This is a genomic window from Cryobacterium sp. TMT1-19, from assembly GCF_004403055.1.
Classification (GTDB): domain Bacteria; phylum Actinomycetota; class Actinomycetes; order Actinomycetales; family Microbacteriaceae; genus Cryobacterium; species Cryobacterium sandaracinum.
In genome coordinates this window covers 25,078-49,228 of the sequence record NZ_SOHB01000034.1, presented here as the reverse complement: position 1 = coordinate 49,228, position 24,151 = coordinate 25,078, and the positions used below count along the sequence as shown (strand labels likewise).

At 69.0% G+C, this 24,151-nt stretch carries 23 protein-coding genes and 1 pseudogene; 8 read left to right on the top strand and 16 right to left on the bottom strand.

Translation table 11 applies throughout. The features are described from left to right. Positions 1-18: 18 nt before the first annotated feature. Both E3T40_RS09450 and E3T40_RS09445 read left to right on the top strand, forming a co-directional pair. Positions 19-810 (top strand): 3-oxoacyl-ACP reductase, encoded by a 792-nt coding sequence (locus E3T40_RS09450; protein ID WP_166786616.1) that lies wholly within the window; start codon positions 19-21, stop codon positions 808-810. 64 nt (positions 811-874) lie between these two features. Beyond that, complete coding sequence (locus tag E3T40_RS09445) at positions 875-1,624, top strand: FCD domain-containing protein (RefSeq protein WP_166786615.1); 750 nt, start codon at positions 875-877, stop codon at positions 1,622-1,624. 28 nt (positions 1,625-1,652) lie between these two features. Here the strand turns inward: E3T40_RS09445 and E3T40_RS09440 are convergent, their stop codons facing one another. The 3 genes from E3T40_RS09440 to E3T40_RS09430 all read right to left on the bottom strand — a co-directional run bounded on the left by E3T40_RS09440 (position 1,653) and on the right by E3T40_RS09430 (position 5,293). After that, complete coding sequence (locus E3T40_RS09440) at positions 1,653-1,958, bottom strand: hypothetical protein (RefSeq protein ID WP_233194207.1); 306 nt, start codon at positions 1,956-1,958, stop codon at positions 1,653-1,655. Between the two features lie 118 nt (positions 1,959-2,076). After that, entirely contained in the window at positions 2,077-3,582 is a 1,506-nt protein-coding gene (locus tag E3T40_RS09435) for an NCS2 family permease (protein ID WP_134543225.1), read from the bottom strand. A 139-nt stretch (positions 3,583-3,721) separates the two neighbouring features. Further along, entirely contained in the window at positions 3,722-5,293 is a 1,572-nt protein-coding gene (locus tag E3T40_RS09430) for a carboxylesterase/lipase family protein (protein ID WP_104195337.1), read from the bottom strand. 60 nt (positions 5,294-5,353) lie between these two features. On the opposite strand from E3T40_RS09430, the gene E3T40_RS09425 reads away from it, so the two are divergent. Next, positions 5,354-6,634 carry a uracil-xanthine permease family protein gene (locus E3T40_RS09425; protein ID WP_134543223.1) on the top strand — a complete coding sequence of 427 codons (1,281 nt, stop codon included), beginning with the start codon at positions 5,354-5,356 and terminating at the stop codon, positions 6,632-6,634. 265 nt (positions 6,635-6,899) lie between these two features. Here E3T40_RS09425 and E3T40_RS09420 read toward each other — a convergent pair whose 3' ends face one another. From E3T40_RS09420 to E3T40_RS09410, 3 genes are all read right to left on the bottom strand, one after another. Then, positions 6,900-7,229, bottom strand: coding sequence for a peptidase (locus tag E3T40_RS09420; protein ID WP_104169957.1), 330 nt, complete (start codon positions 7,227-7,229; stop codon positions 6,900-6,902). Beyond that, positions 7,226-8,428 carry an inorganic phosphate transporter gene (locus tag E3T40_RS09415; RefSeq protein WP_134543221.1) on the bottom strand — a complete coding sequence of 401 codons (1,203 nt, stop codon included), beginning with the start codon at positions 8,426-8,428 and terminating at the stop codon, positions 7,226-7,228. Before E3T40_RS09415 ends, E3T40_RS09420 begins: the two co-directional genes overlap by 4 nt. 89 nt (positions 8,429-8,517) lie before the next feature. Next, positions 8,518-8,991: an 8-oxo-dGTP diphosphatase gene (locus E3T40_RS09410; RefSeq protein ID WP_104169959.1), complete on the bottom strand. Its 474-nt coding sequence runs from the start codon at positions 8,989-8,991 to the stop codon at positions 8,518-8,520. Between the two features lie 61 nt (positions 8,992-9,052). Here E3T40_RS09410 and E3T40_RS09405 point away from each other — a divergent pair, with 61 nt between their 5' ends. Next, positions 9,053-9,307: a mycoredoxin gene (locus E3T40_RS09405; protein ID WP_104101065.1), complete on the top strand. Its 255-nt coding sequence runs from the start codon at positions 9,053-9,055 to the stop codon at positions 9,305-9,307. A gap of 89 nt (positions 9,308-9,396) precedes the next feature. Here the strand turns inward: E3T40_RS09405 and E3T40_RS09400 are convergent, their stop codons facing one another. From E3T40_RS09400 to E3T40_RS09380, 5 genes are all read right to left on the bottom strand, one after another. Beyond that, on the bottom strand, positions 9,397-10,425 hold the full coding sequence (locus tag E3T40_RS09400) for a 6-phosphofructokinase (RefSeq protein WP_104101064.1): 1,029 nt from the start codon (positions 10,423-10,425) through the stop codon (positions 9,397-9,399). A 112-nt stretch (positions 10,426-10,537) separates the two neighbouring features. Next, the gene (locus E3T40_RS09395) at positions 10,538-12,718 is read right to left on the bottom strand and encodes a DEAD/DEAH box helicase (protein ID WP_134543220.1); all 2,181 of its coding nucleotides are present in this window, start codon (positions 12,716-12,718) and stop codon (positions 10,538-10,540) included. 204 nt (positions 12,719-12,922) lie between these two features. Next, positions 12,923-13,258 (bottom strand): DUF6804 family protein, encoded by a 336-nt coding sequence (locus E3T40_RS09390; RefSeq protein ID WP_104169961.1) that lies wholly within the window; start codon positions 13,256-13,258, stop codon positions 12,923-12,925. Next, on the bottom strand, positions 13,258-15,132 hold the full coding sequence (locus E3T40_RS09385; RefSeq protein ID WP_134543218.1) for a DUF2207 domain-containing protein: 1,875 nt from the start codon (positions 15,130-15,132) through the stop codon (positions 13,258-13,260). The genes E3T40_RS09390 and E3T40_RS09385 overlap by 1 nt, the downstream gene beginning before the upstream one ends. Before the next feature lie 36 nt (positions 15,133-15,168). Further along, positions 15,169-15,384, bottom strand: a complete 216-nt coding sequence (locus tag E3T40_RS09380) for a cation-translocating P-type ATPase (protein WP_206750357.1) — start codon at positions 15,382-15,384, stop codon at positions 15,169-15,171. A 71-nt stretch (positions 15,385-15,455) separates the two neighbouring features. On the opposite strand from E3T40_RS09380, the gene E3T40_RS09375 reads away from it, so the two are divergent. After that, complete coding sequence (locus E3T40_RS09375) at positions 15,456-15,734, top strand: metal-sensitive transcriptional regulator (protein ID WP_104101060.1); 279 nt, start codon at positions 15,456-15,458, stop codon at positions 15,732-15,734. 106 nt (positions 15,735-15,840) lie between these two features. Then, positions 15,841-16,008, top strand: coding sequence for a hypothetical protein (locus tag E3T40_RS16340; protein WP_166786614.1), 168 nt, complete (start codon positions 15,841-15,843; stop codon positions 16,006-16,008). 661 nt (positions 16,009-16,669) lie between these two features. Here E3T40_RS16340 and E3T40_RS09370 read toward each other — a convergent pair. Next, on the bottom strand, positions 16,670-18,229 hold the full coding sequence (locus tag E3T40_RS09370; RefSeq protein ID WP_104169963.1) for an SDR family oxidoreductase: 1,560 nt from the start codon (positions 18,227-18,229) through the stop codon (positions 16,670-16,672). A gap of 134 nt (positions 18,230-18,363) precedes the next feature. Here E3T40_RS09370 and E3T40_RS09365 point away from each other — a divergent pair, with 134 nt between their 5' ends. Next, on the top strand, positions 18,364-19,224 hold the full coding sequence (locus E3T40_RS09365) for a TOMM precursor leader peptide-binding protein (protein ID WP_104195343.1): 861 nt from the start codon (positions 18,364-18,366) through the stop codon (positions 19,222-19,224). Between the two features lie 91 nt (positions 19,225-19,315). Here E3T40_RS09365 and E3T40_RS09360 read toward each other — a convergent pair whose 3' ends face one another. The 4 genes from E3T40_RS09360 to nudC are packed head-to-tail and all read right to left on the bottom strand — an operon-like array spanning position 19,316 to position 23,017. Next, a complete protein-coding gene (locus E3T40_RS09360) occupies positions 19,316-19,567 on the bottom strand; it encodes a hypothetical protein (RefSeq protein ID WP_134543216.1) in 252 nt (83 codons plus the stop codon). Between the two features lie 9 nt (positions 19,568-19,576). Next, positions 19,577-20,317 carry an SGNH/GDSL hydrolase family protein gene (locus E3T40_RS09355; RefSeq protein ID WP_134543214.1) on the bottom strand — a complete coding sequence of 247 codons (741 nt, stop codon included), beginning with the start codon at positions 20,315-20,317 and terminating at the stop codon, positions 19,577-19,579. A gap of 25 nt (positions 20,318-20,342) precedes the next feature. Then, positions 20,343-22,058 carry an ATP-dependent helicase gene (locus E3T40_RS09350; RefSeq protein ID WP_134543212.1) on the bottom strand — a complete coding sequence of 572 codons (1,716 nt, stop codon included), beginning with the start codon at positions 22,056-22,058 and terminating at the stop codon, positions 20,343-20,345. Next, the gene (nudC, locus tag E3T40_RS09345; RefSeq protein ID WP_134543210.1) at positions 22,049-23,017 is read right to left on the bottom strand and encodes an NAD(+) diphosphatase; all 969 of its coding nucleotides are present in this window, start codon (positions 23,015-23,017) and stop codon (positions 22,049-22,051) included. Before nudC ends, E3T40_RS09350 begins: the two co-directional genes overlap by 10 nt. A gap of 90 nt (positions 23,018-23,107) precedes the next feature. Between nudC and E3T40_RS17600 the strand changes: the two are divergent. After that, positions 23,108-23,869 (top strand): annotated as a pseudogene (locus E3T40_RS17600) (phosphotransferase); the annotation flags it as partial. Positions 23,870-24,151: the final 282 nt, after the last annotated feature.

Sequence of the window (24,151 nt, the reverse complement as noted above, 5' to 3'; positions counted from 1 at the left end):
GAACCCCAAGGAGCCAGCATGAGCACCCTCACCCCCATCGACCTCACCCAGCGGCTCGCGGGCCGGGTCGCCGTGATCACAGGCGGCGCCAGCGGCATCGGCCTGGCCACGGCGAAACGGTTCGCCGCGGAAGGAGCAACGGTCGTGATCGGCGACCTCGACGAGGCGGCGGGGCTCGCGGCGGCCGACCAGCTCGACTGCCTCTTCGTCAAGGTGGATGTCACCGACGAGGACGAGGTCAACAACCTCTTCGACACCGCCTATCTCACCTACGGCTCCGTCGACATCGCGTTCAACAATGCCGGGATCTCCCCGCCCGACGACGACTCGATCGAGACGACCGAGCTGCCGGCCTGGCAACGGGTGCAGGACGTCAACCTGAAGTCGGTGTACCTGTGCTGCCGGTCCGCCCTGCGCTACATGGTGAAGCAGGGCCGCGGGTCGATCATCAACACGGCCTCGTTCGTGGCCGTGCTCGGCTCCGCGACCAGTCAGATCTCCTACACCGCCTCGAAGGGCGGCGTGCTCGCGCTCAGCCGCGAGCTGGGCGTGCAGTTCGCGCGCCAGGGCATCCGGGTCAACGCCCTTTGCCCCGGCCCGGTGAACACCCCGCTACTGCAAGAGCTATTCGCAAAGGACCCGGAGCGCGCGGCCCGGCGGCTGGTGCACATCCCAGTCGGCCGGTTCGCGGAACCCGAGGAGCTCGCGGCCGCGGTCGCGTTCCTGGCCAGCGATGACTCCTCGTTCATCACGGGCTCCACGTTCCTGGTCGACGGCGGCATCAGCTCGGCCTACGTGACGCCGATGTAGCGGTGCGGGAGGGTGCGGAAACCGTGATGGACTGGAAGTTCGACCAGGAGCCAGGACCAGAACAGTGATCGACGACGAACAGCCCGGGCTCGACAGTGGCCTGCTGCTGCGCCCCGTGCACAGTGGCAACGCCTTCGAGGAGACCGTGCAGCGGCTGCTGCAGACCGTGCGGCTGGGACTCGTCGCGCCCGGCGAACGACTGCCGGCCGAACGCGAACTCTCCGCCATGCTCGCCGTGAGTCGGGGCACGCTGCGGGATGCGATCGCATCCCTGGCCGAGGCCGGCTATCTGGTCTCCCGACGCGGCCGCTACGGCGGCACCTTCGTCAACGATTCGTTGCCCCAGCAGACGCCCGGCCGAGGCCACGAGCGTGGACTGCCGGCGCGCCGGGACATCTCCGTGGCCGAGATCGAGGACGCGCTCGCGCTCCGGGAAATCTTGGAGGAGGGCGCCGCCCGGCATGCCGCCGCGCGCACCCTGTCGCCCGGCGAACGGGAAGTGCTGTGGAACAGCCTGGCCGACTCGATCGGCGCCACCGGCGAGGACTACCGCCGGCTCGACTCCAGGCTGCACCTCACCATCGGCGAGCTGGCCGGCTCACCGTCGCTCGTGCCGCTGCTGGCCGAAGTGCGGATGCGGATCAACGAACTGCTCGACAACATCCCGTCACTCGGCCCGAACATCGCACACTCGGACCGGCAGCACGAGCAGATCGTGACCGCGATCCTGACCGGTCGGCCCGACGCCGCCGCGCATGCGATGGCCGAGCACCTGGCCGGCACCGCCCTGCTACTGCGCGGCTTCCTGGAGTAGCGCGAGGCCGCGCCGGGCCAGATCGAGGTCAGATCAAGAACGCGAACGGCAGCGCCAGCAGGCCGAGGGCCAGCGCCAGCAGCACGAGCAGGAGCGAGCCGGCCAGCAGCACCGCGTTGAGCACGATGCCCCAGATCGCCAGGGTGCGCGCCTGCGGTTCCCGGCCGAGGGCGAGGATGCCGACGACCAGGCCGGCAATGGGCACGAGGAAGGTCCAGCCGGCGACGATCGACACGAGGCCGAGCACGAGGCTCGACACGGCCAGGGTGCTGCTCCGCGGGGGTACGGGCTCGGCAGTGTAGACCGTGGCCTGGTCGGGAGCGATGGTTGACATGGGTGGTTCTCCGTTTCGATGGGGAGCGACGGATGCCGCTCTCCCAACGACACTACGGAGCATCCGTTCTGGCACCCATGGGGTTAGCCCCCGAATCGGGCCGGGGGCGGCCACGCGGTCACGCGCCGAACAGAACCTCGATCGGGCCGCGCACGAAGAAGACCAGGAAGCCGGCCGCGACCACCCAGAGCAACGGGCTGATCTCGCGCGCCTTCCCCGAGAACGAACGCACCAGCACCCAGGTGATGAAGCCGGCCCCGATTCCGTTGGCGATCGAGTAGGTCAGCGGCATCACGATGATCGTGAGGAACACCGGTAGCACGATGGAGAATTCCGTGAAGTCGATGAACCGGATCTGGGACACCATCATCGCGCCGACGATCACGAGGGCGGCCGCGGCCACCTCGAGCGGCACGATCTGGGTGAGCGGGGTGAAGAACATGGCCGCGAGGAACAGCAGTCCCGTGACGATGTTGGCCAGTCCCGTGCGAGCACCCTCGCCGATGCCGGCACCGGACTCGATGAACACCGTGTTCGACGAGGCAGAGGTGGCCCCGCCGACGACGGCGCCGACGCCCTCGACGATCAGGGCGGATTTCAGGCGCGGGAAGTTGCCCTTCTCGTCGGCCACATCGGCCTCGCTGGCAAGGCCGGTCATGGTGCCCATGGCGTCGAAGAAGTTCGTGAAGACGAGCGTGAAAACGAGCATCGACGCGGCCAGCATGCCGATCCGGTCGAAGGCGCCGAAGCTGACCTGTCCGACGAGGCTCAGGTCGGGCAGCGAAACGATGGAACTCGGCAGTACCGGCGCGTTCAGGTTCCAACCGTCGGGGTTCTGCCCGAACGACGGCCCGACCTTGAAAATCGCCTCGAGGACCACCGCGATCAGCGTGGTGGCGACGATTCCGATTAGGAGGGCCGCCTTCACCTTGCGGGCGACCAGGATGCCGAGAATGATCAGGCCGAGCACGAACACGGCGGTCGGCAGGCTCACGACGGAGCCGTTGTCGCCGAGCTGCACGGGCGGCGACGCGGCGCCGCTCGCGCGCACGAAGCCGGAGTCGACCAGGCCGATGAAGGCGATGAACAGGCCGATGCCGACCGTGATGGCGATCTTCAGCTGGCGCGGCACGGCGTTGAAAATGAGCTCGCGTAGGCCGGTGGAGGCGAGCAGCACGATGATGAGCCCGTTGATGACCACGAGGCCCATGGCCTCCGGCCAGGTCACCTGGCCGACGACGCTCACGGCCAGGAAGGAGTTGATGCCGAGGCCCGCGGCGAAACCGAATGGAAGCCGGGCGACGGCGCCGAACAGGATGGTCATGACGCCGGCGGTGAGGGCGGTGACCGCGGCAACCTGGCCGTTGGGCAGCCATCCGCCGGCCACGTCGACCGCGGCCTGGTCGGCGCTGAAGCCGCCGAGGATGAGCGGGTTGAGGATCACGATGTAGGCCATCGTGACGAACGTCACCAGACCGCCGCGGATTTCCCGGCCGTAGGTGGAACCGCGCCGGGTGATTTCGAAGTACCGATCGATGCGGGCCTTGACCCCCGGGTTCGTGCCCGCCGGAGTGTCCGGCTTTGGGGCAGGCGTGGATGACGTGTGGGTCTCTGTTTCAGAAATGGGGTGCTCCTGGTGTCCGACTCAGCTGATTCTCAGTTGCCCAGTTTACGGCCCCGGAGTGCGGGCCGATTCCGCGGGGCTGCGCGAGGATGGCCCGCGGAGGCAACCGGCCGGGCTGCCGGGCTGTGGCACGCCGGGCTCAGATGTGCGGCACGAAGGCGTCCCAGGCCCGGCGGCGGTCCCCGCGCGGGTCGGACTCGACACGGTCGACGGCGTCGATGACCAGGGTCAGGCGCTCGGCCTCGTCGTAGAGCGGCCAGGCCGCATCCGGCACCCCGGAGGCGGCGAAACTGAGCCACCAACGCTGCATCCGGGCACCGATCCGCTGGAAGTCGCGGCGACCGCCGAGCGCGGTCATGCCGCGGCCGAACCAGCCGTCGAGCCGGTCGAACAGCGGGAACAGCTCGAGGCCGTGCGTGGCGTCGAGCCCCATCAAACGCACCAGGCGCGGCGCGGCATCGAAGCGGTAGAAGCGCACCGGGGCATACCGGGAGTGCCGTTCGCCCACGCGCACGCTCGGGTACCAGAACGAAAAATCACCACCGAAATCGAGGGCGGGCCGCAGCGCGGGTATCCCGGGGTACTGCGCCCGCAGGCGCGTGCGAGCTTTCTTCTTGGTGTTCGCGAACACGGCGCGGATGCGCCCGGGCGTCGTGGCGAGGATGTCGATGCGCCCACTGAACAGCGAACCTTCTCGCGAGTTGGTGCCGATGATCAGCGGAATCCGGTGGGCGCGGCCGTCGCGGAAGGCGTCGAGAGGTCGTTCGGGCAGGAAGTCGCCGTCGATCACGGGCGAGAGCGGGATCGTCCCGGGGTACCGGTCCGGGGCGCGCCGGGTCAGGTCGCTCGTGGCCTCGGCCAGATGTGCCGGGTCGGCCTGCAGAAGCAGGGCAGCGGCATCCGTCGCCGTGTTGGTCGAGTTCGTCGGGTCGGCCTGCCCGGTGCGCCGGGCCAGGAGCCGCACAAAGTCCGCTGCCCACTCGGCGGTGACATCGGGAGCATAGACGGCGTTCGGCGGGGCGCTCTGCGCGATCGCGCGCTGGAAGAGTCCGGCGGCGGCCGGGACGGTCATCAGGGTGGTCACGGCGTTGGCTCCGGCCGATTCGCCGAAGAGGGTGACGGCATCCGGGTTGCCGCCGAACGCGCGAATGTTGCGCCGCACCCAGCCGAGCGCAGCCACCTGGTCGCGCAGCCCGAGGTTGCTCTCGAACGCATGCTCCGCGGTCGAGTAACGGCTGAAGTCGATGTAGCCAAGCGCCCCCAACCGGTAGTTGAGGCTGACATAGACGATGCCGCCGCGCCGCACGAGCCCCTCGCCCTGCCGGGGCACCTCCCGCGAGGACCCGACGCTGTAGGCGCCGCCGTGGATGAAGACCATGACGGGCCGCAGCATCCGCGGGTCGACCGGTTCGTCGGGAGCGGTCACGTTGAGGTTGAGGCAGTCCTCGCTTTGCGGGATCGTCGGTTTCGCGCCGATGAACTGGCCGCGGTGGCTCTGCGTGGCGACCGGGCCGAAGGAGCTTGCATCCCGTTCGCCCTGCCAAGGCGCGACCGGCTGCGGGGCGCGGAATCGGAGCTCGTCCACAGGGGCGGCCGCGTAGGGAATCCCGCGCCACTGGCGCACCCCGCGCACCCGGATTCCGTGCAGCAAGCCGGTCTCAATCCGCACCGAGAGTGGCTCTGCTTGGGCCGGCTGAACGGATGGTCTCACCGTCCGATCTTAATTGTTCACTACCATCGGGATTACGCACGACACGGAAACGAGAAACACATGGCTCTGCCCTGGACCCTGCACGGTGACGGAAAAACGGTCGGAGCCACGGATGTCGTCGGCCCCGGCGAGCGCCTGAACTGGCCGCTGACCATCGGGATCGGCACCCAGCACGTCATCGCCATGTTCGGTGCCACGTTCCTGGTACCGCTGCTCACGGGCTTCCCACCCAGCACGACGCTGCTCTTCTCGGGCATCGGCACCCTGCTTTTTCTGATCATCACGCGCAACAAGCTGCCCAGCTACCTCGGCTCCTCGTTCGCCTTCATCGCGCCGATCACCGCCGCGACCGCGAGCGCGGGCATGGGCAGCGCCCTGTTCGGCATCATCGTCGTCGGCCTACTCCTGGCCCTGATCGGCGTGATCGTGCAGCTCACCGGCACCGGCTGGATCGACGCATTGATGCCGCCCGTCGTCTCCGGGGCCATCGTCGCCCTGATCGGCCTCAACCTGGCGCCCGTCGCCAAGTCGAACTTCGAGCTGGCCCCGCTCACCGCGCTGATCACCCTGCTCGCCGTGATCCTCTCGACCGTGGTGTTCCGCGGCATCCTGGGCCGGCTGTCCATCTTCATCGGCGTGATCGTGGGCTATGTGGCCGCCGTGGTGGCCGGCGAGGTCGACTTCAGCGGGGTGGGCGAGGCTGCCTGGATCGGCCTGCCCCAGTTCACCGCGGCGATGAACCCGTTCGCGGATCCGTCCGCCGCCCTCGGCGTGCTGCCGGCGTTCCTGCCGGTCGTGCTCGTGCTGGTGGCCGAGAACGTTGGCCACATCAAGGGCGTTGCCCAGATGACGAATGTGAAGGTGAACCGCTTCACGGGTCGCGCCCTGATGGCCGACGGCCTGGCCACGATGCTCGCCGGCTTCAGCGGCGGATCGGGCACCACCACCTATGGCGAGAACATCGGCGTCATGGCGGCCACCCGCATCTACTCCACGGCCGCCTACTGGGTCGCGGGCATCACCGCGGTGCTGCTCGGACTCTCCCCCAAGATCGGTGCGGTCATCAACACGATCCCGGCGGGGGTGCTCGGCGGCGTCACCACGGCCCTCTACGGCCTGATCGGCATCATCGGCGTGAAGATCTGGCTCGACAACAAGGTCGACTTCAGCAAGCCGGTCAACCAGTTCACCGCGGCCACCGCGCTGATCATCGGCATCGCCGACTACACCTTCTCGGCCGGCACCCTCAGCTTCAACGGCATCGCGCTCGGCACGGTCGCCGCCATCGTGATCTACCACCTGATGACGTGGGTGGCCCGGGTGCGCGGCACCGCACGGTAGCATCCGCGGCCCTCCGCAGCGTCGCAGGTAGTGGCTCGCGGCGCACGTTCTGGCTCGCGGCGCACGTTCTACCGTGCGCCCAGCTCCACAGGGTGCGCCGCCAGCCTGACGGACCAGGTCTCGCAGGCATCCGGCGTTGCGCGCGTGCAGCGCCGTGCCGCTCGTGGCGTGCCACCAGCGCAGCGGCGCGGCTACCGCGCGGCGACCGAGAACGCACGTTACGGCACGGAACGCTGCGAGGGAAGCGCAACAGGGACGCTGCGGGTCAGCGGTGCAGGGCCGGCACAATCAGGTAGACACCGTAGAGCACGGCCGCGCTGCAGAGCACGAAACAGGCGTAGGCGCCCATCAGGGCGACCTGCTTCTGCAGGGGGCTCAGTGGGCCGGCGGCGGCCTTGCGCGCGCGCTTGGCCTCCTTGGCCGCACGCTTGGGGGTGAGCACGGTGATGGCTCCCGTGAATTCGGCCGGTTCGACCACGGGAACGCGGCCGGCGGTGGTGAGCAGCCGCAGCCCGAGCGAATACAGGCTCACCACGACCACGGACGAGAGGAGCGAAGCGACCGCGACGACGAGGAACGCAGACCAATCGATCACAGCGCGACCTGCTTCCGATCCTTGCGAGAGGCCGTGCGGGAGGCCTTGCGGGGGGTCTTCCGGATCTTCACGACCCGCCCGGCGTCGTCGATGTCGTGCAGGTTGTCGTGCGTGACCCGGCTCTGGCGGGACCGGCGAAACAGCACGGCGACAACGAGGGAACCGATCACCAGGTCGAGCACGATGCCCATCGGTCCGATCAGGGCGAGTCCGGCCGCGAAGGCACCCATGATGGCCGCCGCCGGCAGGGTGAGCACCCAGCCGAGCGCGATCTGGCCGGCCATGCCCCAGCGCACGGTCGAGCCGCGGCGGCCCAGGCCCGAGCCGATCACCGACCCGGACGCGACCTGCGTGGTGGAGAGCGCGAAGCCGAGTTGGCTGGACGCGAGGATGGTGGCCGCGGTGCTGGTCTCCGCAGCGAAGCCCTGGGCCGGCTTGATGTCGGTGAGGCCGCGACCCATGGTCCGGATGATTCGCCAGCCGCCGGTGTACGTGCCGATCGCGATCGCGATCGCGCAGGTGGTGATGACCCACAGCTGCGGGCCGGTGCCCACGTTTTGCATCCCGCCGGCGATCAGGGTGAGGGTGATGACGCCCATGGTCTTCTGGGCGTCATTGGTGCCGTGTGCGAGGGCAACGAGCGACGAGGAGATGATCTGCGCGTAGCGGAAGCCGCCCCGGCCATCCGCCTTGCCGGAATCCCGCCGGGTGATGAAGTAGGCGAGCCTGGTGGCGAGGTAGGCGACGATGCCCACCGTGATCGGGGCGATCAGTGCCGGCAGGATGACCTTGGCCAGCACGACGTCGTAGGCGACCGCCTGCGAGCCGACGCCGATGATCGTCGCGCCGATGAGTCCGCCGAACAGGGCGTGGCTCGAGCTGGACGGCAGGCCACGCAGCCAGGTGATGAGGTTCCAGACGATGGCGCCGATCAGCCCCGCGAAGATGATCTCGGGAGTGATCTGAACTCCGGCGTCATCCTTGTTGATGATGCCGCCGGAAATGGTCCTGGCGACCTCGGTGGAGAGGAAAGCCCCGACCAGGTTCAGAATGGCGGCGAGTCCCACCGCGACCTTCGGGCGCATGGCGCCGGTCGCGATGGGGGTTGCCATCGCGTTCGCGGTGTCGTGGAAGCCGTTGGTGAAGTCGAAAATCAGTGCGAGCGCAATCACAAGCGCAACGATCAGGGTGAAATCCACCGGCGTCTTCCTCTGGGTGTACGACAGCCGGGGTTATCTCAAGCTGCACCGCAGTGATAAGCCTGACACTCCCGGGGAAGCAGGTCAATTCAAACCGGGTCGACCACCGTGGCCAAGTCGGGGCCGAAGGTGTAGGTGGCCCGCACCGGAATGCCGGCGAGCACCCCCGGCAGCCAGTGCCGGGCGTCGTCCCACATCTCGTCCACCGGTAGCGCGGCCACGTCGAACCAGACCGGGTTCAGCTCGTCGGACTCTCGCGGGGTGCCGCTCCACTGCGTGCAGACGAACACGCTCGATTCCTGGCTCCAGATCTCCCGGTGCGGAAACAGGTAGGTCAGCAGACCCAACGGGGTCAGGGCGGATGCCGCCACGACCAGGCCGGACTCCTCCTCGATCTCCCGCACCATCGCCTCTACGGCCGACTCCCCCGGCTCGAGCTTGCCGCCCAGGCCGACGATGTTGCCCCGGCCCAGTCCTTTCTTCTTGCGGCCGAGTAGCACCTGCAGGTCCCCTGATGGAGAACGCCGGGTGAGGTAGCCCACGCAGACCTGAGGAAGAGACATGAACCAATGGTAACGAGGTACGGTCCGGCTCCCGTTCAGGCCGGTTTGTTAGGGTCCAGTTATGAACTTCGTGCCGGAATCCGGAACCATAACCATGTTCACGACGACCTGGTGCGGCTATTGCACCCGCCTGAAGACCCAGCTGGTCAAGGCCGGCATCGCCTACACCGAGATCAACGTGGAGGAGGTCGACGGCACGTCCGAGCTGGTGATGAGCCTGAACAACGGCAACCGCACGGTTCCGACAGTCCTCTTTCCGGACGGCTCCAGCGCGACGAACCCGTCGCTGGCGCAGGTTCAGGCCAAACTCGCCTGAGTCGGTCCCGGAACGAACGAAGGGGTCCCGGTTGAACCTCCGCCAATCGACGGAAATCGATCCGGATCCCCTCAGCGCCTCGTGCGGGTTTAGCCGAACAGCACCGCGGCCTCGTCGTAGCGCGCCTGCGGCACGGTCTTCAGACCGATGGTCGCTTCCGCGATGCTGACGATTTCCATGTCGGTGCCACGAAGGGAAACCATGGAGCCCCACTGGCCGGCGTAGACGGCGTCGACGGCCGCCATGCCGAGGCGGGTGGCGAGCACCCGGTCATAGGCCGACGGAGCGCCGCCGCGCTGGGTGTGGCCGAGGACGGTGGCGCGGGATTCGATGCCCGTGCGCTCCTCGATCATCGGGGCGATCATCTCGCTGATGCCGCCGAGGCGGGGGCGGTTGAACGCGTCGAGGCCCTTGGTCGAGAGCGCCTCCTCCATGCCGGCGAGCTTGAAGCCCTCGGAGACGACGAGCACGGGTGCGCGGCCGCGGTCGCGCACGTGCATGACCCAGTCGCAGATCTGCTCGATGGTCTGGGGCTGCTCCGGGATCAGGATGGCGTGGGCGCCGCCGGCCATGCCGGAGTGCAGGGCGATCCAGCCCACGTGGCGGCCCATGACCTCGACGATCATGCAGCGGCCGTGGGATTCGGCCGTGGTGCGCAGTCGGTCGATGGCCTCGGTGGCGATCTCGACGGCGGTGTTGAAGCCGAATGAGTAATCGGTGGCTTCGAGGTCGTTGTCGATGGTCTTGGGAACGCCGACGATCTGGAGTCCGGCATCCGTCAGTCGGCGTGCCGCGGTGAGGGTGCCCTCGCCGCCGATGGCGATGATCGCGTCGATTCCTTCCGCGTCCATCGTCTTCTGAATGTTAATGGGGCCGCCGTTTTCACCCTCGAACGGGTTCGTGCGGGAGCTGCCGAGGATGGTGCCACCCTGACGGGAGAGACCGCGCACGCTGTGCCGGTCCAGAGTCATAAAGTCGCCCTCGACCAGGCCTTTCCAGCCGTTGCGAATGCCGACGAATTCGGCATCGAGGACGCGGATACCTTTAAGGACGGAACCGCGAATAACCGCGTTCAGGCCGGGGCAGTCTCCGCCGCTGGTGAGGATACCAATTTTCATTTGTCGTTGCTCCTTGTTGCACAAGTGATCAGATTGGCGCCCACACCGCCGCCACTCAATGATGGACCCCAAACGAGGCCCGGTTCAAATCCACGCCGGTGAGGGGCGCGTTCTACAACTCCCCGTCGAGAGCCAGGGTCAGCAGGTAGATCAGGGCGCTGGCCTGCGCGGAATCGGCGGACGAGATCTCGTCGACGGCGCCGTCCAGGGCGCGGGCCGCGAGGCCCTGCTTGCTGCCGATGAGTTCGGCGATGCGCGCATCAATGGTGTGGGCGGCGATGATCCGCCACGCGGTGACCGGCTCGTCCTGGCCGATGCGGTGCACCCGGTCGATGGCCTGTGTCTGCTCGGCGGCAGTCCAGCTGAGCTCGGCGAGCACGACGTTGGAGGCGGCCTGAAGGTTGACGCCGACTCCGGCGGCAGAGAGGGAACAGACCACCACGGCCACCCCCTGGTCATCGTTGAAGGAGTCGATGGCGGCCTGGCGGGCCAGTGCGCTTTGGTCGCCGCGCAGGGAAACCGTGCGCAGGCCGCGCTTGGCGAAGATGTCTTCGGCGGCATCCATCACGTCGATGTGCTTGGCGAAGAACACGACCTTGCCCACCGAGTGCGCCAGCTGCACGGCGTAGTCCGCCGCGAGGGCGGCCTTGGCCTGACCGATCTTGCGCACCATGGTGAAGACGTTCTCACCGGTCGTCTGCCCCTTCGACTCCTCGAGTTCGGCGTGGGCAACCGCGCGGATGAAGGCGGCCCGCTGCTCGCCGTCGAGGACGGGCGGCGTCTGGCCCGGATGGCGGGCGGCGACGAGGGAGTGGTACCGGGTGACCAGGCGGGCGGCGAGCTCCCGCTCGGCCTGGCGGATGGAGCGGCCGAGGTCGTCGTCCAGCTCGACCGGGATGTCGGCGATGCGCTTGGCCGGCAGGTCGGCGGCGACGTCGACCTTGCGGCGGCGCACGATGCCGAGGTCGATCACCGCGGCACGCGCGGCGCTGTAGAACCCGGAGTCGGCCGGGGTCAGCCCGATCGCTTCGAGCTTCTGCATGAGTCTGGGGGCCGGCTTGTCGCCGTCGAGCCAACCGAGGAACTGCCAGATCGCCCGGAAGTCGTCGACGTCGTTGATCAGCGGGGTTCCGGTCAGAGCCATCAGCAGCGGGTTGCCGCCGGGCGTGCGGCGCCGGATCTGCTCAGCCAGGGCCAGCACGTGCTTGGAGCGCTGCGACTGCAGGTTCTTGATGAAGTGCGCCTCGTCGACGACCATGCCCTTGAAGCCCAGGGTGCCCAGCCAGGTGCGGTGCCGGTCGAGCACGTCGTAGTTGACGATGACCACATCGGCGAAGGCGTCGAGCGTGTCGCCGTCGCCGTGGATGACGGTGGCCCGGCGGTTCGGCGTCCACAGTTCGACCTCGCGCACCCAGTTCATCTTGACGACGTTGGGAACGATGGCCAACAGCGGGTAGGCCCCACTGACGGATGCCGCGAGCAGGCTCTGCGCCGTCTTCCCGAGCCCCGGCTCGTCGGCGAGCAGGTAGCTGCGGTGGCCCAGGCGCGCGCTTTCGACGAACCGGGCCTGGTGGCGCATCAGCTCCATGCCGCGAGGCGAGAGCCGGTCGACGCGGGGTGCCTCGGGCAGGTCCATGCTGGCGGCCTGACCGCCGGAACCATACTCGAAGGATTTGAACAGCGGGCCGATGAGTTCCCAGTTGGCCAGGCGACGGCCGGAGACGACCGGCTGGGCCGTTGCGGCGCTGAAATCGGGCGCGAGGAACGGGTTGGCGAGCTGGCGGGCCTTGACCGACTGAGGGATGACCTGGTTGACCGGAATTTCCGGCTTGGCCTCGGCCTCGCGGGTGATGATCAGTTCGTCGGGGGTGAGTTCGGCACCGGACTCAAGCAGCCAGTCGCGGCGGAACCGCTGCGCGACCGTGGACACGCCGGCATCCGGTTCCAGCAGGGTGATCAGGCTGGTGTCGCGGGCCGCGGTCTTCGCCAGGATCTGGGCGATGCCGTCAAGGCGTTTCAGCAGTTCCGCGCGGTTCGCGTCGGTGAGGTCCTTGTCGCCCTTGACCCGGGCGCGTTCCTCGCGCATGAGCAGCGCGATGACCTGGTACTTGGTGCGGTTGGTCGGGCCCAGCTTGGCGCCGATCTGCGCCTTGGCCTCCACCTCGCGCACCTTGCGGGCGAGGATGGGAATGATGGGGGCGTCATCGTCGCGGGAACGAGGTCGCTGCCGAGCGCGACCTCCGGCGGCAACACGGTTGTTCGAACCGGCGGCCTGGTGGCGGGTGTAAGCCATTCTTCTCCAACTTCACAGCAGCACAGCAGACAAAGGCCGTGCTCGACGTGGTGCGGCATCCGTGGACACCGGTGCGATCGATACGTCGAAGCCTGAATCGAGCAACGTGCCAACCCTATTTGCGCCACCGGCATTTAGGATGCAGCGGCACGGTCAAGACGGTAATCGGGCTTTTTCGACGCGAATTCAGTCTACGCCCGCTGGTCAATCCCGATGCACCGGCACCTTGGTGACGACCCCGACGAGGATGAAGACCAGCGCGGCGATGAACTGGGCGGACACCCAGCCCCGGCCGGACAGGTCGATGACCACGATCGGGTTCCAGAGCACCGCGATCGGAACGAGACCGATCAGCCACAGCCAGGCCTTCGCCTGGATGGCGAAGACGCAGAGGATCATCGCAAGGATGCTGACCGCGTACCGGATGATGATGAAGCTTTCGGAGTCCAGCAGCGCTAGCCCGCCGAGCAGGATGACCGCCCCGAGCAGACCGGGGGCCAGAGCGGAACGTGTGACTGTGGGTTCGACCGGGGTGCCCATCAGACGCCTCCTCCTCCGCCGCCGCCTCCACCGCCGACCGAGCCACCTCCACCCGAACCGGAACTGGAGGAACTCGACGCGCTTCCCGACCAGGAGGCCGAGGTGGATCTCGTAAACGAGCTCAACCCGGCGGCGAACCAGACCGGGTTGAACGGAGCGGACTCAGCGTACCAGTCCGGCTGCGCGTCACTCCGGGCGTAGTAGTCACCGAGAACCTGGGCCCACTCCTTCTCCTGACCGAACAGCACCGCGAACGGCAGCAGGTGCTCATAGAGCTTCAGCACCTGCCCCGGCTGCCCCGGATCGGGCAGGCCGAGAACGGATGCCGGGTCCGGCCGGTAGGGCGACCTCAGCACTCCCTCGGGGCTCTGCAGCACTCGCAGCCGGTCGGCCTCGGCTATATCGATGTATAGCTTCACGCCGGCCAGGTAATCGCGCAGCTCGGCGCCGGCAGCGGTGAGTGGGCGCACACTCGCGGACACGACGAGGGTCGTGACCGAGGTGGCGATGCCGAGCACCAGTACGAGCACCGGCCAGCCCCAGCCGACCTCCGTGACGAACGCCCCGACGCAGCCGGCCAGAGTCAGAATGCCGGTGAGCACAGCGCCGACGAGCAGCCAACGGCGCAGCCGGCCACCCTTCCTCTCCCGCAGCCCGTCGGCCAGCACCTGCTCGGTGACCGCCTGGAGCTGCTTGGCCAGCCCGGCGCCCAGCTTGGTGTCCTTCGTCTTGAGGTCGCGGCTCGTGCCCGCGTGCAGCCCCGGGAACAGCAGCCGGAGCACCGCCTGCTCGGCCGGGTCGAGGTCTCTGGTGTGCAGCAGCTCGAGCAGGTAGTGCTTTGTGCCCTCCCCCTCCAGGACCCGCACATTGCCACGCACAGCGAAGCTGAGCAACTGGGCGGTCATGGCCTTGGCGCTCGTGCGCATCACGTTTCCCGCCACGAGCAGGTTGACGCCCTGCGGCCGCAGGTACTCGGCGACGACGGTCGGCCGACCCGGTGCGTTCCGCCAGCGGGTGGCCCGGGAGGCGACGGCGAGACCGGCGCCGAGCAGGCCGATCAGGGCCGCTGCGAGGCCGATACCCGGGAACGGGTTCGCCGTGAACGACTGGTCGCGGGGCACGAAGGTGCCGGGCGCGAACCCGACGGACAGAGTGAGCCCCTCGGCCGGGCCGAGTGCCCCGGCGGTGACGTCGATCGTGACGGCCTCGCCCGCGGCATCCGTCGTCAGCGAGGCGCAGGGTTCCGACGAATCGCCGGTGCCCTGATAGCAGGCGGCATCCCCGGTGAGCCGGGGCGCAACCACCGGGTCGACGGTGAGGGTGGCGGACACATCGCCGAACGGCTGGGCCCAGCCGATGCCGTTGACCTCACGGTAGAACTCCTGGATCGAGGCATCCTCCGGGTCGAGCGTGACGTCGACCTGTTCGCAGGTGATGACATAGGTCTGCGCGCCATGCACGAAGACATCGGTGGCGATCGTCACCGCCAGGAACTGGTCTCCGCCGTCTTCGCTGGTGGTTTCGGTCTCGACGTCGCGCTGCCGCCCGTTCTCGTCGGTGACGCTGACCAGTTCCAGGTCGGTCGGATGTCCGTCGTAGTGGGTGGGGATGGCACGCAGGATGCCCCGGTTCTGGTCGGTCTCCGGAAACCGGGCCACGATCGTCTCGGTAGTGGTGAGGCGCGAGTGCCCGTCGCCGGTGAGCAACAGCCGGAAGTCCGAGTGCCACGAGTCGAAGGTGAAGTCCTCGACGCCCGCCGACACTGCGGACGGCCCCCGCACCGGGCCGGCTACCGCGAGGCCGGGGGCGGACAGGCCGAGCAGCGCGCATGCTCCGTGTGTGGCTGTGAGCAAGAGGATGAGCGCACGACGCATGCCTTCACTCCACGGATAGCCGAACCGCCGGCGCGGCTACCGGACGGTGTTCGAGCGCAGGCTGTTGAGCACCACGAACAGGCTGGAGAACGCCATCGCTGCGGCGGAGATCAACGGGTTGATCAGGTCGAACACGGCCAGCGGCAGCGCCGCCCGGCCGTAGCAGAAGGTGCAGAACAGGGTACCCCTGATCACGCGCAGGGTGCGTCGGGACAGCCGGATGACGTCGGGCCTGGTGCCAGGTGGCCGCACACGATGGTGACGTCGCTGGCAGACGACAGAATACCCCTCCGGGGTATTTGGAATCGCGGTACTGTAGACCCATGATTGACGACATCAAACGGCGTGCCCTGCACCGTGCCCGCATCCTCGAGGGTCAGATGCGTGGTTTGGAGAAGATGATCGAGAACGAGGATTACTGCATCGACATCCTCACGCAGTCCCTGTCAATCCAGAAGTCGCTCGGCTCGCTCAACAAGCTCCTGGTGGACAATCACCTGCAAACCCACGTGACCGAGATGTTCGAGGCCGGGGGCGAGGCTCGGGGGACCGCCATCGCGGAGCTGCTCAAGGTCTTCGAACTCAACAACAACCGAGGCTGACGCCGGCGGCACCGCCGCGTTGACATCACCGGTGGAATCAATTAGCGTCTCTGAATGCTCCAAATCCGGGCATCGGTCGTTCCCCCGAGACGAATTGGTTTTCCCATTGACTTCAGAATCTGCATCCCTGCCGAACCTTTCCGGCCACACCGAACACCACGACATCACGAATCTGGTCGGCGAATACCGCCAGCGCCAGCTCAATCTCTTCCGTGAGCGCCAGCTGGAACTCGAGCCCGACGAGCAGATCTCTGCGCACCTTCCCACGCACTAGCCACTGCGCACGAGTCACTGCGCAGACTCGCCCCACATCAGATCTGCTGGATCGGCATCGCGTTGCTCGCAAGTCTTCCATAGTGCCTCGCCGTGACCGCACCGGCCCCTGAGTGAGTCCTCATCGCTTCGCGGCGTCGCGCGCACACGATCGGGTCCGAAGGCACCGCGTGCACGCGGGTCATCACCGGCGAGGCGGCGAGTGCCCCGGTCAAGGCCCGAGCCGCACAAGTCATGCGGCGCCTCCGGCGATCACCGTTTGGTATCCGGCAGATGGTGTGGCCAACTCAGGAGATCCGCTCGGGGCATGCCGGGCATCCGCGCTGGTTCCGCACTAGTCTGCGGCGGCTGGCGGACCCAGGCGGCGGATGTCCTGAGTTGGCCACACGCGCGGGCTCAGCCGGGCCTGACCGACGAAAGCGTCCGGGGCGCCAGAATCGCCGTCGACTCCGTTCCGGGCTGAGTGGCTGCAGGGCCTCGGACTCGGAAACCCGGGCGGTTGGAACGCGGATTCATACCGCGTCGCGGTCCCGGTCTTCACCGGTCAGGTCAGGGCCCGGTCAGGTCAGGGCCCGGTCAGGTCAGGTCAGGGCCCGGTCAGGGCGCGGTCAGGGCCCGGTCAGGTCAGGGCCCGGTCAGGTCAACCTCGGTGAACTCACCGCTCAGGCGGCGCGCTCGGCGACCGGCCGGCCCGATCCGGGGGCAGTCGGGGCAGTCGTGGCGTTCGCGTTCGTCACGGCCACCTCCACGGCAGCCTCCCCTACGGCGGCCGCCGTGATCCGGTTGGCCATGCCGGTGAAGATGACGCCGTGGAAGGGCAGGATCGCGAACCAGTACAGCCGACCGCCCAGTCCCCGCGGGAAGAAGACGGCGCGCTGACGGTACACGGAGCCGCCGCCCGGCGCCGGAACCGCCGTCATCTCCAGCCACGCCCGGCCGGGAACGCGCATCTCGGCACGGAGACGCAGGAACCGGCCGGTGTCGATGCGTTCGACCCGCCAGAAGTCCAGCACATCGCCCGTATGCAGGTGGTCGGGGTTACGACGGCCGCGGCGCAGGCCGACCCCGCCGACGAGCTTGTCCATCCAGCCGCGGATGGCCCAGGCCAGCGGGAATGAGTACCAGCCGTTGTCACCGCCGATGCTCTCGATCACGCGCCACAGGTCTTCCGGCTTCGCGGCGGTGTGCTTTTCCTTGAGGTCGGTGTAGACGAGGTGCCCGGCCCATTCGGGGTCGCTGGGCAGTGGGTTGCTCGACGCGCCCGCGATCGACGCGTTTCGCCAGCTGGTCTCGACGTCGCCGTCGCGCATGCGGCCGAGGGCCAGGCGCACGGCGGTGCGATACCCGGTGAGGCCCTCTTTCGGCTGGGGAATGTACTGGTCGATGTCGCGCTCGTGCACCACACAGTCGTTCTGCAGACTTGCGATGATCGGCACGGCCAGGCTGCGCGGGATGGGCGTGACCAAATTGACCCACTGCGATGCGAGCCAGGGCGTGAACACGGGCAGGGACGCGATGGGGCGCTGGCGAAGGCCGGCCTCGAGGGCGTACCCGTTCATCATCTGGCCGTAACGCAGCACGTCGGGGCCGCCGATGTCGAAGGTGCGGTTGACGTCGGCGGGAAGCTCCGCCGACGCGACGAGGTAGTAGAGCACGTCACGCACGGCGATCGGCTGGATCTTGTTGCGCACCCACTGCGGCGCCGGCATGTACGGCAAAACGTCGGTCAGGTGCCGGATCATCTCGAACGACGTGGAGCCGGACCCGATGACCACCCCGGCCTGGAGGGCTGCTGTCGGCACACCGGACTCCACCAGGATGCGGCCGACCTCTGCCCGGGAGCGCAGGTGCTGGGACAGCTCCTCGGTGTCCGGGTGCAGCCCGCCCAGGTAGACGATGCGGGAGACGCCGGCCGCGGCGGCGGCCGTAGCCACATTCGTGGCCGCGAGGCGTTCCGTGCTCTCAAAGTCGCCGCGGGTGCCCATCGAGTGCACCAGGTAGTAGAGCACATCGACCCCGGCGACGGCGGATCGCACACTGGCCAGGTCCCCGAGGTCGCCCTCGGCGACCTCCACCTGTTCGACCCACGGGACATCCTTCAGCTTCTGGGGTGTGCGCACGAGCACGCGCACGTCGTATCCGGCTTCCAGCAGCAGGGGAACGAGTCGGCCGCCGATATACCCGGTAGCGCCGGTCACAAGTACACGTCGTTGCGTCGTCATAGTGAAAGCCTAGGGGCGGATGCTGGACTGACGCCGAGGATCGGGCAAACGGCCGCGCCGTGCGGAGCTGTGGCTGTGGGCCAGGGCTGTGGATGACTCGCGCGGGCGCGCGCCGAGTGCGGCATCATCGCCGAATGACACTCCGACTCGATCCCCGGTATCCGGTCGTCTGGCGCTCGCCCGACATCATCCAGGTCGGCGTCGACCGCCCGTTGGTCGTGATCACCGCCCTGAGCCCGGGACTCGAGCGGGTGCTCGCGGCCCTGTTCGTGGGGGTGCCCCGCTCCGGAGCCCTGATGATCGGGCGGGAGGGCGGGGCCTCCGACGAGGCCATCCTGGCGCTGCTCCGCGCCCTGCGGCCGGCTCTTCTGGTCACCGCCGAGAATGTTCCGGGCCCGGCCCGGATGCCCGAACCGGTCGCCGTGGCACCGCCGCCCAGAATCTGCGTCGACGGGTGCGGGCTCACGGCGGACCTGATCCGCACCCTGATCGGCACCCTGGGTCTGACCCTGGCCAAGACCGACGACCCCGGCACCGGGCTGGCCGTGGTCCTGGGTCACTACGCCCTGGAACCGGAGCGGCACGGGCGCTGGCTGCGCCGGGACATCCCGCACCTGCCCGTGGTCTTCAGCGACAGCGAGGTGCGGATCGGACCCCTGGTCGAGCCGGGGGTCGGCCCCTGCCTGTACTGCCTGGAGCTGGCGCACATGGATTCCGACCCGTCGTGGGCCGCCCTGGCCTGCCAGCTGCTCAGCCGCCGGGCACCCACGGAGACCCCGCGGGCCGGCATCGATGTGGCCGCCCTCGTCGCCGGGATCGGCCACGACCGGCTGGTCCTCGGGCGGTCCACCCTCACGGAGACCGCGCTCGTCTTCGACGTGGCGTCCGGCACGCTCAAACGTCGTGGCTACCGGCCGCATGAGTCGTGCGGCTGCCGCACCGTTCCCGGGAACGTGACCGCGCTGCCCGGGGCCGGGCGCCCCGCCCGGGACTGACGGGACAGGTCCAGGTCAGACCCGGTCGCAGACCGGGGCCCAGATCAGGCTCGGGCGAGCCGGATGCCCCGCTCCAGCCCCACGAACAGGGTCAGGTCGAGCAGCGGCCGGGCTTCGGCCCAGCCGCCCTCGCCGTGCAGCAGGTAGTTGCCCTCCACCACCACGAGGCGCCGGCGTTCAGCCGGGCGACCAGCGCCTCCCCCACGGTCGACTTTCCCGATCCCGAGGCGCCGGCCAGGCCGACGAGGGTGCGCGAGCCGGCATCCGTCGCCTGCCGGGTGCGTTCGAGTTCGACCGCCCGGACGACCGCGACAACCTCGTCGAGTGTACGGAGCAGGGCCATCAGGTGCTCTCAGCCGACCGGGCGGTCGAGTCGGAGGCCGGGCGCGGAGTCGAAGACGAACCGGGCCCAGAGGCGGTAGCCGAGCGCGCTCGGGTGGAACTCGTCGCTGGCGAAGAAGCCCTCGACGTAGGGCGGCGGGGTCGGGATCGCGGCGACCCCGTCGAGACCCTCGACGGCCAGGCGGGCGCCGGTGTCGAGGCTCGCGGCGTGCCGCGCGAGGGTGGCGCGCAGGGGTTCGGGCAGCAGCGCGAAGCGGTCGAAGCGCGGCATCAGCGACACGAGCACGGCCGCCTGCGGCGCCGCGTCCCGCAGGGCGAGCACGATTCGGCGCACATCGTTCGTGAAGGCGTTTCGGGAGCGCAGCCCCAGCGCATCGTTCGCGCCGATGGTCAGCAGGGCCAGGTCGAAGGGCACGGCGGCGGCGTCCGTCAGGAAGCGCTCGCGCACGTCCCGGGCCGTGGCGCCGTTCTCACCGATCGCCCGCCAGGTGCTGCCGCGGCCCCAGCGCTCGGCCACCTCGTGGGCGATCCAGCCCGGCAGGGCCTCGCTTTGGGTCTCGGCGCCCACGCCGGCGGCGGTCGAGTCGCCGAGCACGAGGATGCGCAGCGGGTCGGGGCCGGGCCGGGAACCGGTCCACGGGAGGGCGGCGTCGGGCAGCCGGGGCGTGTCGCGGCGCAGCCGGCGTGCCTGCGTCACCAGCAACGGCGCGTAGGGCACCGCAGCCAGGCGGGTGAACGGAAAAGTGGGCACGCCCCGAGGCTACCCCGCGCCGGTCTCAGGAGCCGCGGGCGGCGGGCGCACGCACGCCTCGGGCGCCGATCTCGGACAGGAACCGGGAACGCTCTCTGGGGCCGCGCTGCTGGTGGCCCGCAGCAGACCAGCTCAGGGACAGCCGTTTGCGTGCCCGGGTGATGCCCACGTAGAGCAGCCGGCGTTCCTCGTCGATCTGCTCGAAGGTGCCTGCGTAGCTGATCGGCACGAGTCCCTCGGACAGACCGATCAGGAAGACGGCGTCCCATTCGAGGCCCTTCGCCGAGTGCAGCGTCGCCAGGGTCACCGCGGACACCGTGGGTTCGTGCTGGCCGGCCTGGCGCTCCATCAGCTCGTCGGTGAACTGGCGGAATGTGGTCTCCGGGGCTGCCTGGTCGACGAGGCCCATGATCGCGTTCAGCGACTCCCACCGGTCGCGCACCGCGCCCTGGGCCTCCGGCGCACTCTGGCTCCAGCCGAGGGAGCGCAGCACGTCGCTGACGGATTTGAACAGCGGTTCGCCGATGATCGAGACGGATGCCGCGCGCAGCTGCATCACCGCCTGCTTGACCTCGGCCAGGTCGAAGAAGCGCTTCGACCCGCGGATCTGATAGCTCACCCCGATGTCGCCGAGGGCCGTTTCGAGGAAGGCGGCCTGCACGTTCACCCGGAACAGCACGGCGATGTCCTCCGCGCGGGTGCCGCCCTCGATCAGCTCGACGATGTTCTGGGCGACGCCGCGGGCCTCAGCCATGTCGTTCGGGTACTCGCGCACGCCCGGCTCGGTGCCGATTTCGCTGGCGTGGGCGCGCAGGGTGAGGGCACCGGTCCGCCCGCGCATGAGCTGGTTGGCGGTGGCGACGATCGACCCCGTCGACCGGTAGTTCTGCTCGAGGCGCACGACGGTGGCGTCCTCCCACCGCTTGGGGAAGTCAAGCAGGTAGTCGCTGCGGGCGCCCGCGAAGGAGTAGATGGTCTGGCTGGCGTCCCCGACGACGCAGAGGTCGCGGCGCTGGCCCAGCCAGAGCGAGAGCAGGTCGTGCTGAAGCGGGGAGACGTCCTGGTATTCGTCGACGACGAAGAAACGGTACTGCTCGCGCACCTGTAGGGCGACGGATGGCTCGGCCTCGATCATCCCGGCCATCGCCAGGAGCACATCCTCGAAGTCGATCTGCTTGCGGTCGTCCTTGAGGCGCTCGTAGGACTCCATCATGGCCAGCACCTGGTCCACGTCGAGCCGGCCGGGCAGGCCGCGCTTGGCGATGCCGGCCCCATACGCCTCAATGCCGATTCCGGAGGTCTTTCGCCACTCGATCTCCGCGGCCAGGTCGCGCAGGGTGGCCGTGTCCAGCTTGAGCTTCAGGGTTTCGGCGGCGTGCCCGAGCAGACGGCCCTTGCCGTCGAGGATGCGGGGCGCCTGGCCGCCGACGACGTGCGGCCAGAAATAGTTCAGCTGCGACAGGGCCGCCGAGTGGAACGTGCGGGCGGCGACGCCCCCGGCGCCGAGTTGGCGCAGCCGGCCGCGCAGCTCCGCGGCGGCGCGCGCCGTGAAGGTGAGGGCCATCACCCGGTTCGGCGAGTACGCGCCGGTCATCACGCCGTAGGCGATGCGGTGGGTGATGGCCCGGGTCTTGCCGGTGCCGGCGCCGGCGAGCATGCACACCGGACCCACGAGCGCCTCGGCCGCCACCCGCTGCTGGTCGTCGAGGCCGGCCAGCAGGGAACCGGCGGTCAGCGCCATCCGTGCACCTTGTCGGGGCCGAATTCGAGGGGTTCGCCGAGCCAGTGCTCGATGATCGCCCGGGCGATCGAGGAACGGCCGGGCAGGATGATGACGTCGCCGGAGGCCCGTAGCTCGTCGCGGCTGAACCAGCGCAGGTCGAGGATCTCCTCCCCGTCGGGGAGCAAGGCCGCCGGAGCCTGGCCGTCGGCGAGCCGGGCCGTGAAGCCGAACATGATCGAGGCCGGGAACGGCCACGGCTGGGAGCCGAGGTAGACCGGGTCGGCCACGCGCAGGCCGGATTCCTCGAACATCTCCCGGATGACGGCCGCCTCGAGCGACTCGCCCGGTTCGACGAAACCGGCCAGGAGCGAGTAGCGGTTGCCCTCCCAGAGGGCGTTCGAGCCGAGCAGGATGCGGTCGTCGGCGTCGGTGATCAGCACGATCACGGCCGGGTCGGTGCGAGGGAACACCTGGCCGCCGCAGTCGGGGCAGCGCCTCGTCCAACCGGCGTTCTCGACCAGGGTGGCCGTGCCGCAGCGCGGGCAGTGGGCGTGGGAGTCGTGCCAGTTCACGACGCCGAGCGTCTCGGTGAACAGTCCCGCGTCGCGGTCGGACAGGGTGGTCGCCACAGGGCGCAGGGACACCCAGAGGGACTCGTCGGGTTCGAGCGCCAGGGCCTCCTCGTCGGTCAGCACGGCCGCGACCAGCGGGGTGCCCACGGGCTCCGGCGCATCTTCGGCCAGGGAACGGCCGAGGTAGAGCCGGAACTCGCCGGCGGGAACTCGGTCGGGAGCCAGCAGGCGCAGTCGGGCGGGGGCGGCGGCCTCCATCAGCGCGGAGCCTCGCCACAGCACGAGCAGGCGCGTGCCGGCATCCGTCTGCAGCGTGTTGAGCAAACCGGGGGTGGCGCGCGCCTCGCCGTCACGGTCGACCGCGTGACGGGATAGCGGCAGACGGGAGGTGAACGCAAACGACATGGTGCTCCTCGGTCTCGGACAGACTGCCGAAGTTGTGTCCAGGCGTGGCGAACAACCGCGCCGAGGGGAAGTCGACCTAACCTAGAAGGTATGGTCAGATCCCCTCTCACTCTAGCCGCGCTGGCCACTGCCGCCGTCCCCGGTCTCGACGTCGTCCAGGTGCGTCTGCACGGCTCCGTCGCGCGTTCTCGAGGAGCCAGCGGCGCGTTCGAATCCGCACTGCTGATCGACCGCGACGACCGTGCCCTCATCATCCGGGTCCCCGCCTCGCAGGCTGCCGAAACCGAGCAGTCCGCCGATCTGGTAGCCCTGCGCGCGCTCACCGTCGGCAACCGGAGCCGGCTCCCCTTCGACGTGCCGCAGTTCGTGGGCCAGGCGCCGCTCAGCGGCACCCGGGCCGTCGTCTACGAGTTTTTGGAGGGCGATTCCTTCGACGCGGATGCCCTCACCGGCCACGCGGGCGTGTCCGGTTCGATCGGCCGCGCCATCGCCGCGGTGCACTCACTGCCGACGGCCTTCGTCGGCACCGCCGGGTTGCCTCAGCAGAGCGCTCAGGAATGCCGTACCGGAACCATCGCCTTGATCGACCGGGCGGCCACCACTGGCTACCTGCCCGCCGCGATCCTGCGCCGCTGGGAACAGGCCACCGACGACGACGGGCTCTGGCAGTTCGCGCCCTGCGTGGTGCACGGGTCGTTGTCGGCCGACTCGTTCCTGATCACCGACGACTCCGTCTCCGGGGTTCTCGGCTGGTCCGCACTGAGCGTGGGCGACCCGGCCCGCGACCTGCACTGGCTGCTTGCCTCCCGCGGGGCGGCCGGCGAGACCGCCGTCGCGTCGTACGCGTCGGCCCGCCAGGGCAACGACCCGAGGATCACGCAGCGCGCGATGCTCTACGCCGAGCTGGAGCTGGCCCGCTGGCTGCTGCACGGCACGGACACGCGCAGCCAGGGGATCGTCGACGACGCCGTGGCCATGCTCGACGGTCTGGTGGACAACGTGCACCAGGCTACGTCGCATCCGTTGTCACCGGCCACCGGCCCGATCCTCGATGTTGCCGGGGTGGAGAGCATGCTCAAGTCCACACCGCGCGGCATCCCCCGCCGCGACCTGGGTGGTTCCATGCACACCGAC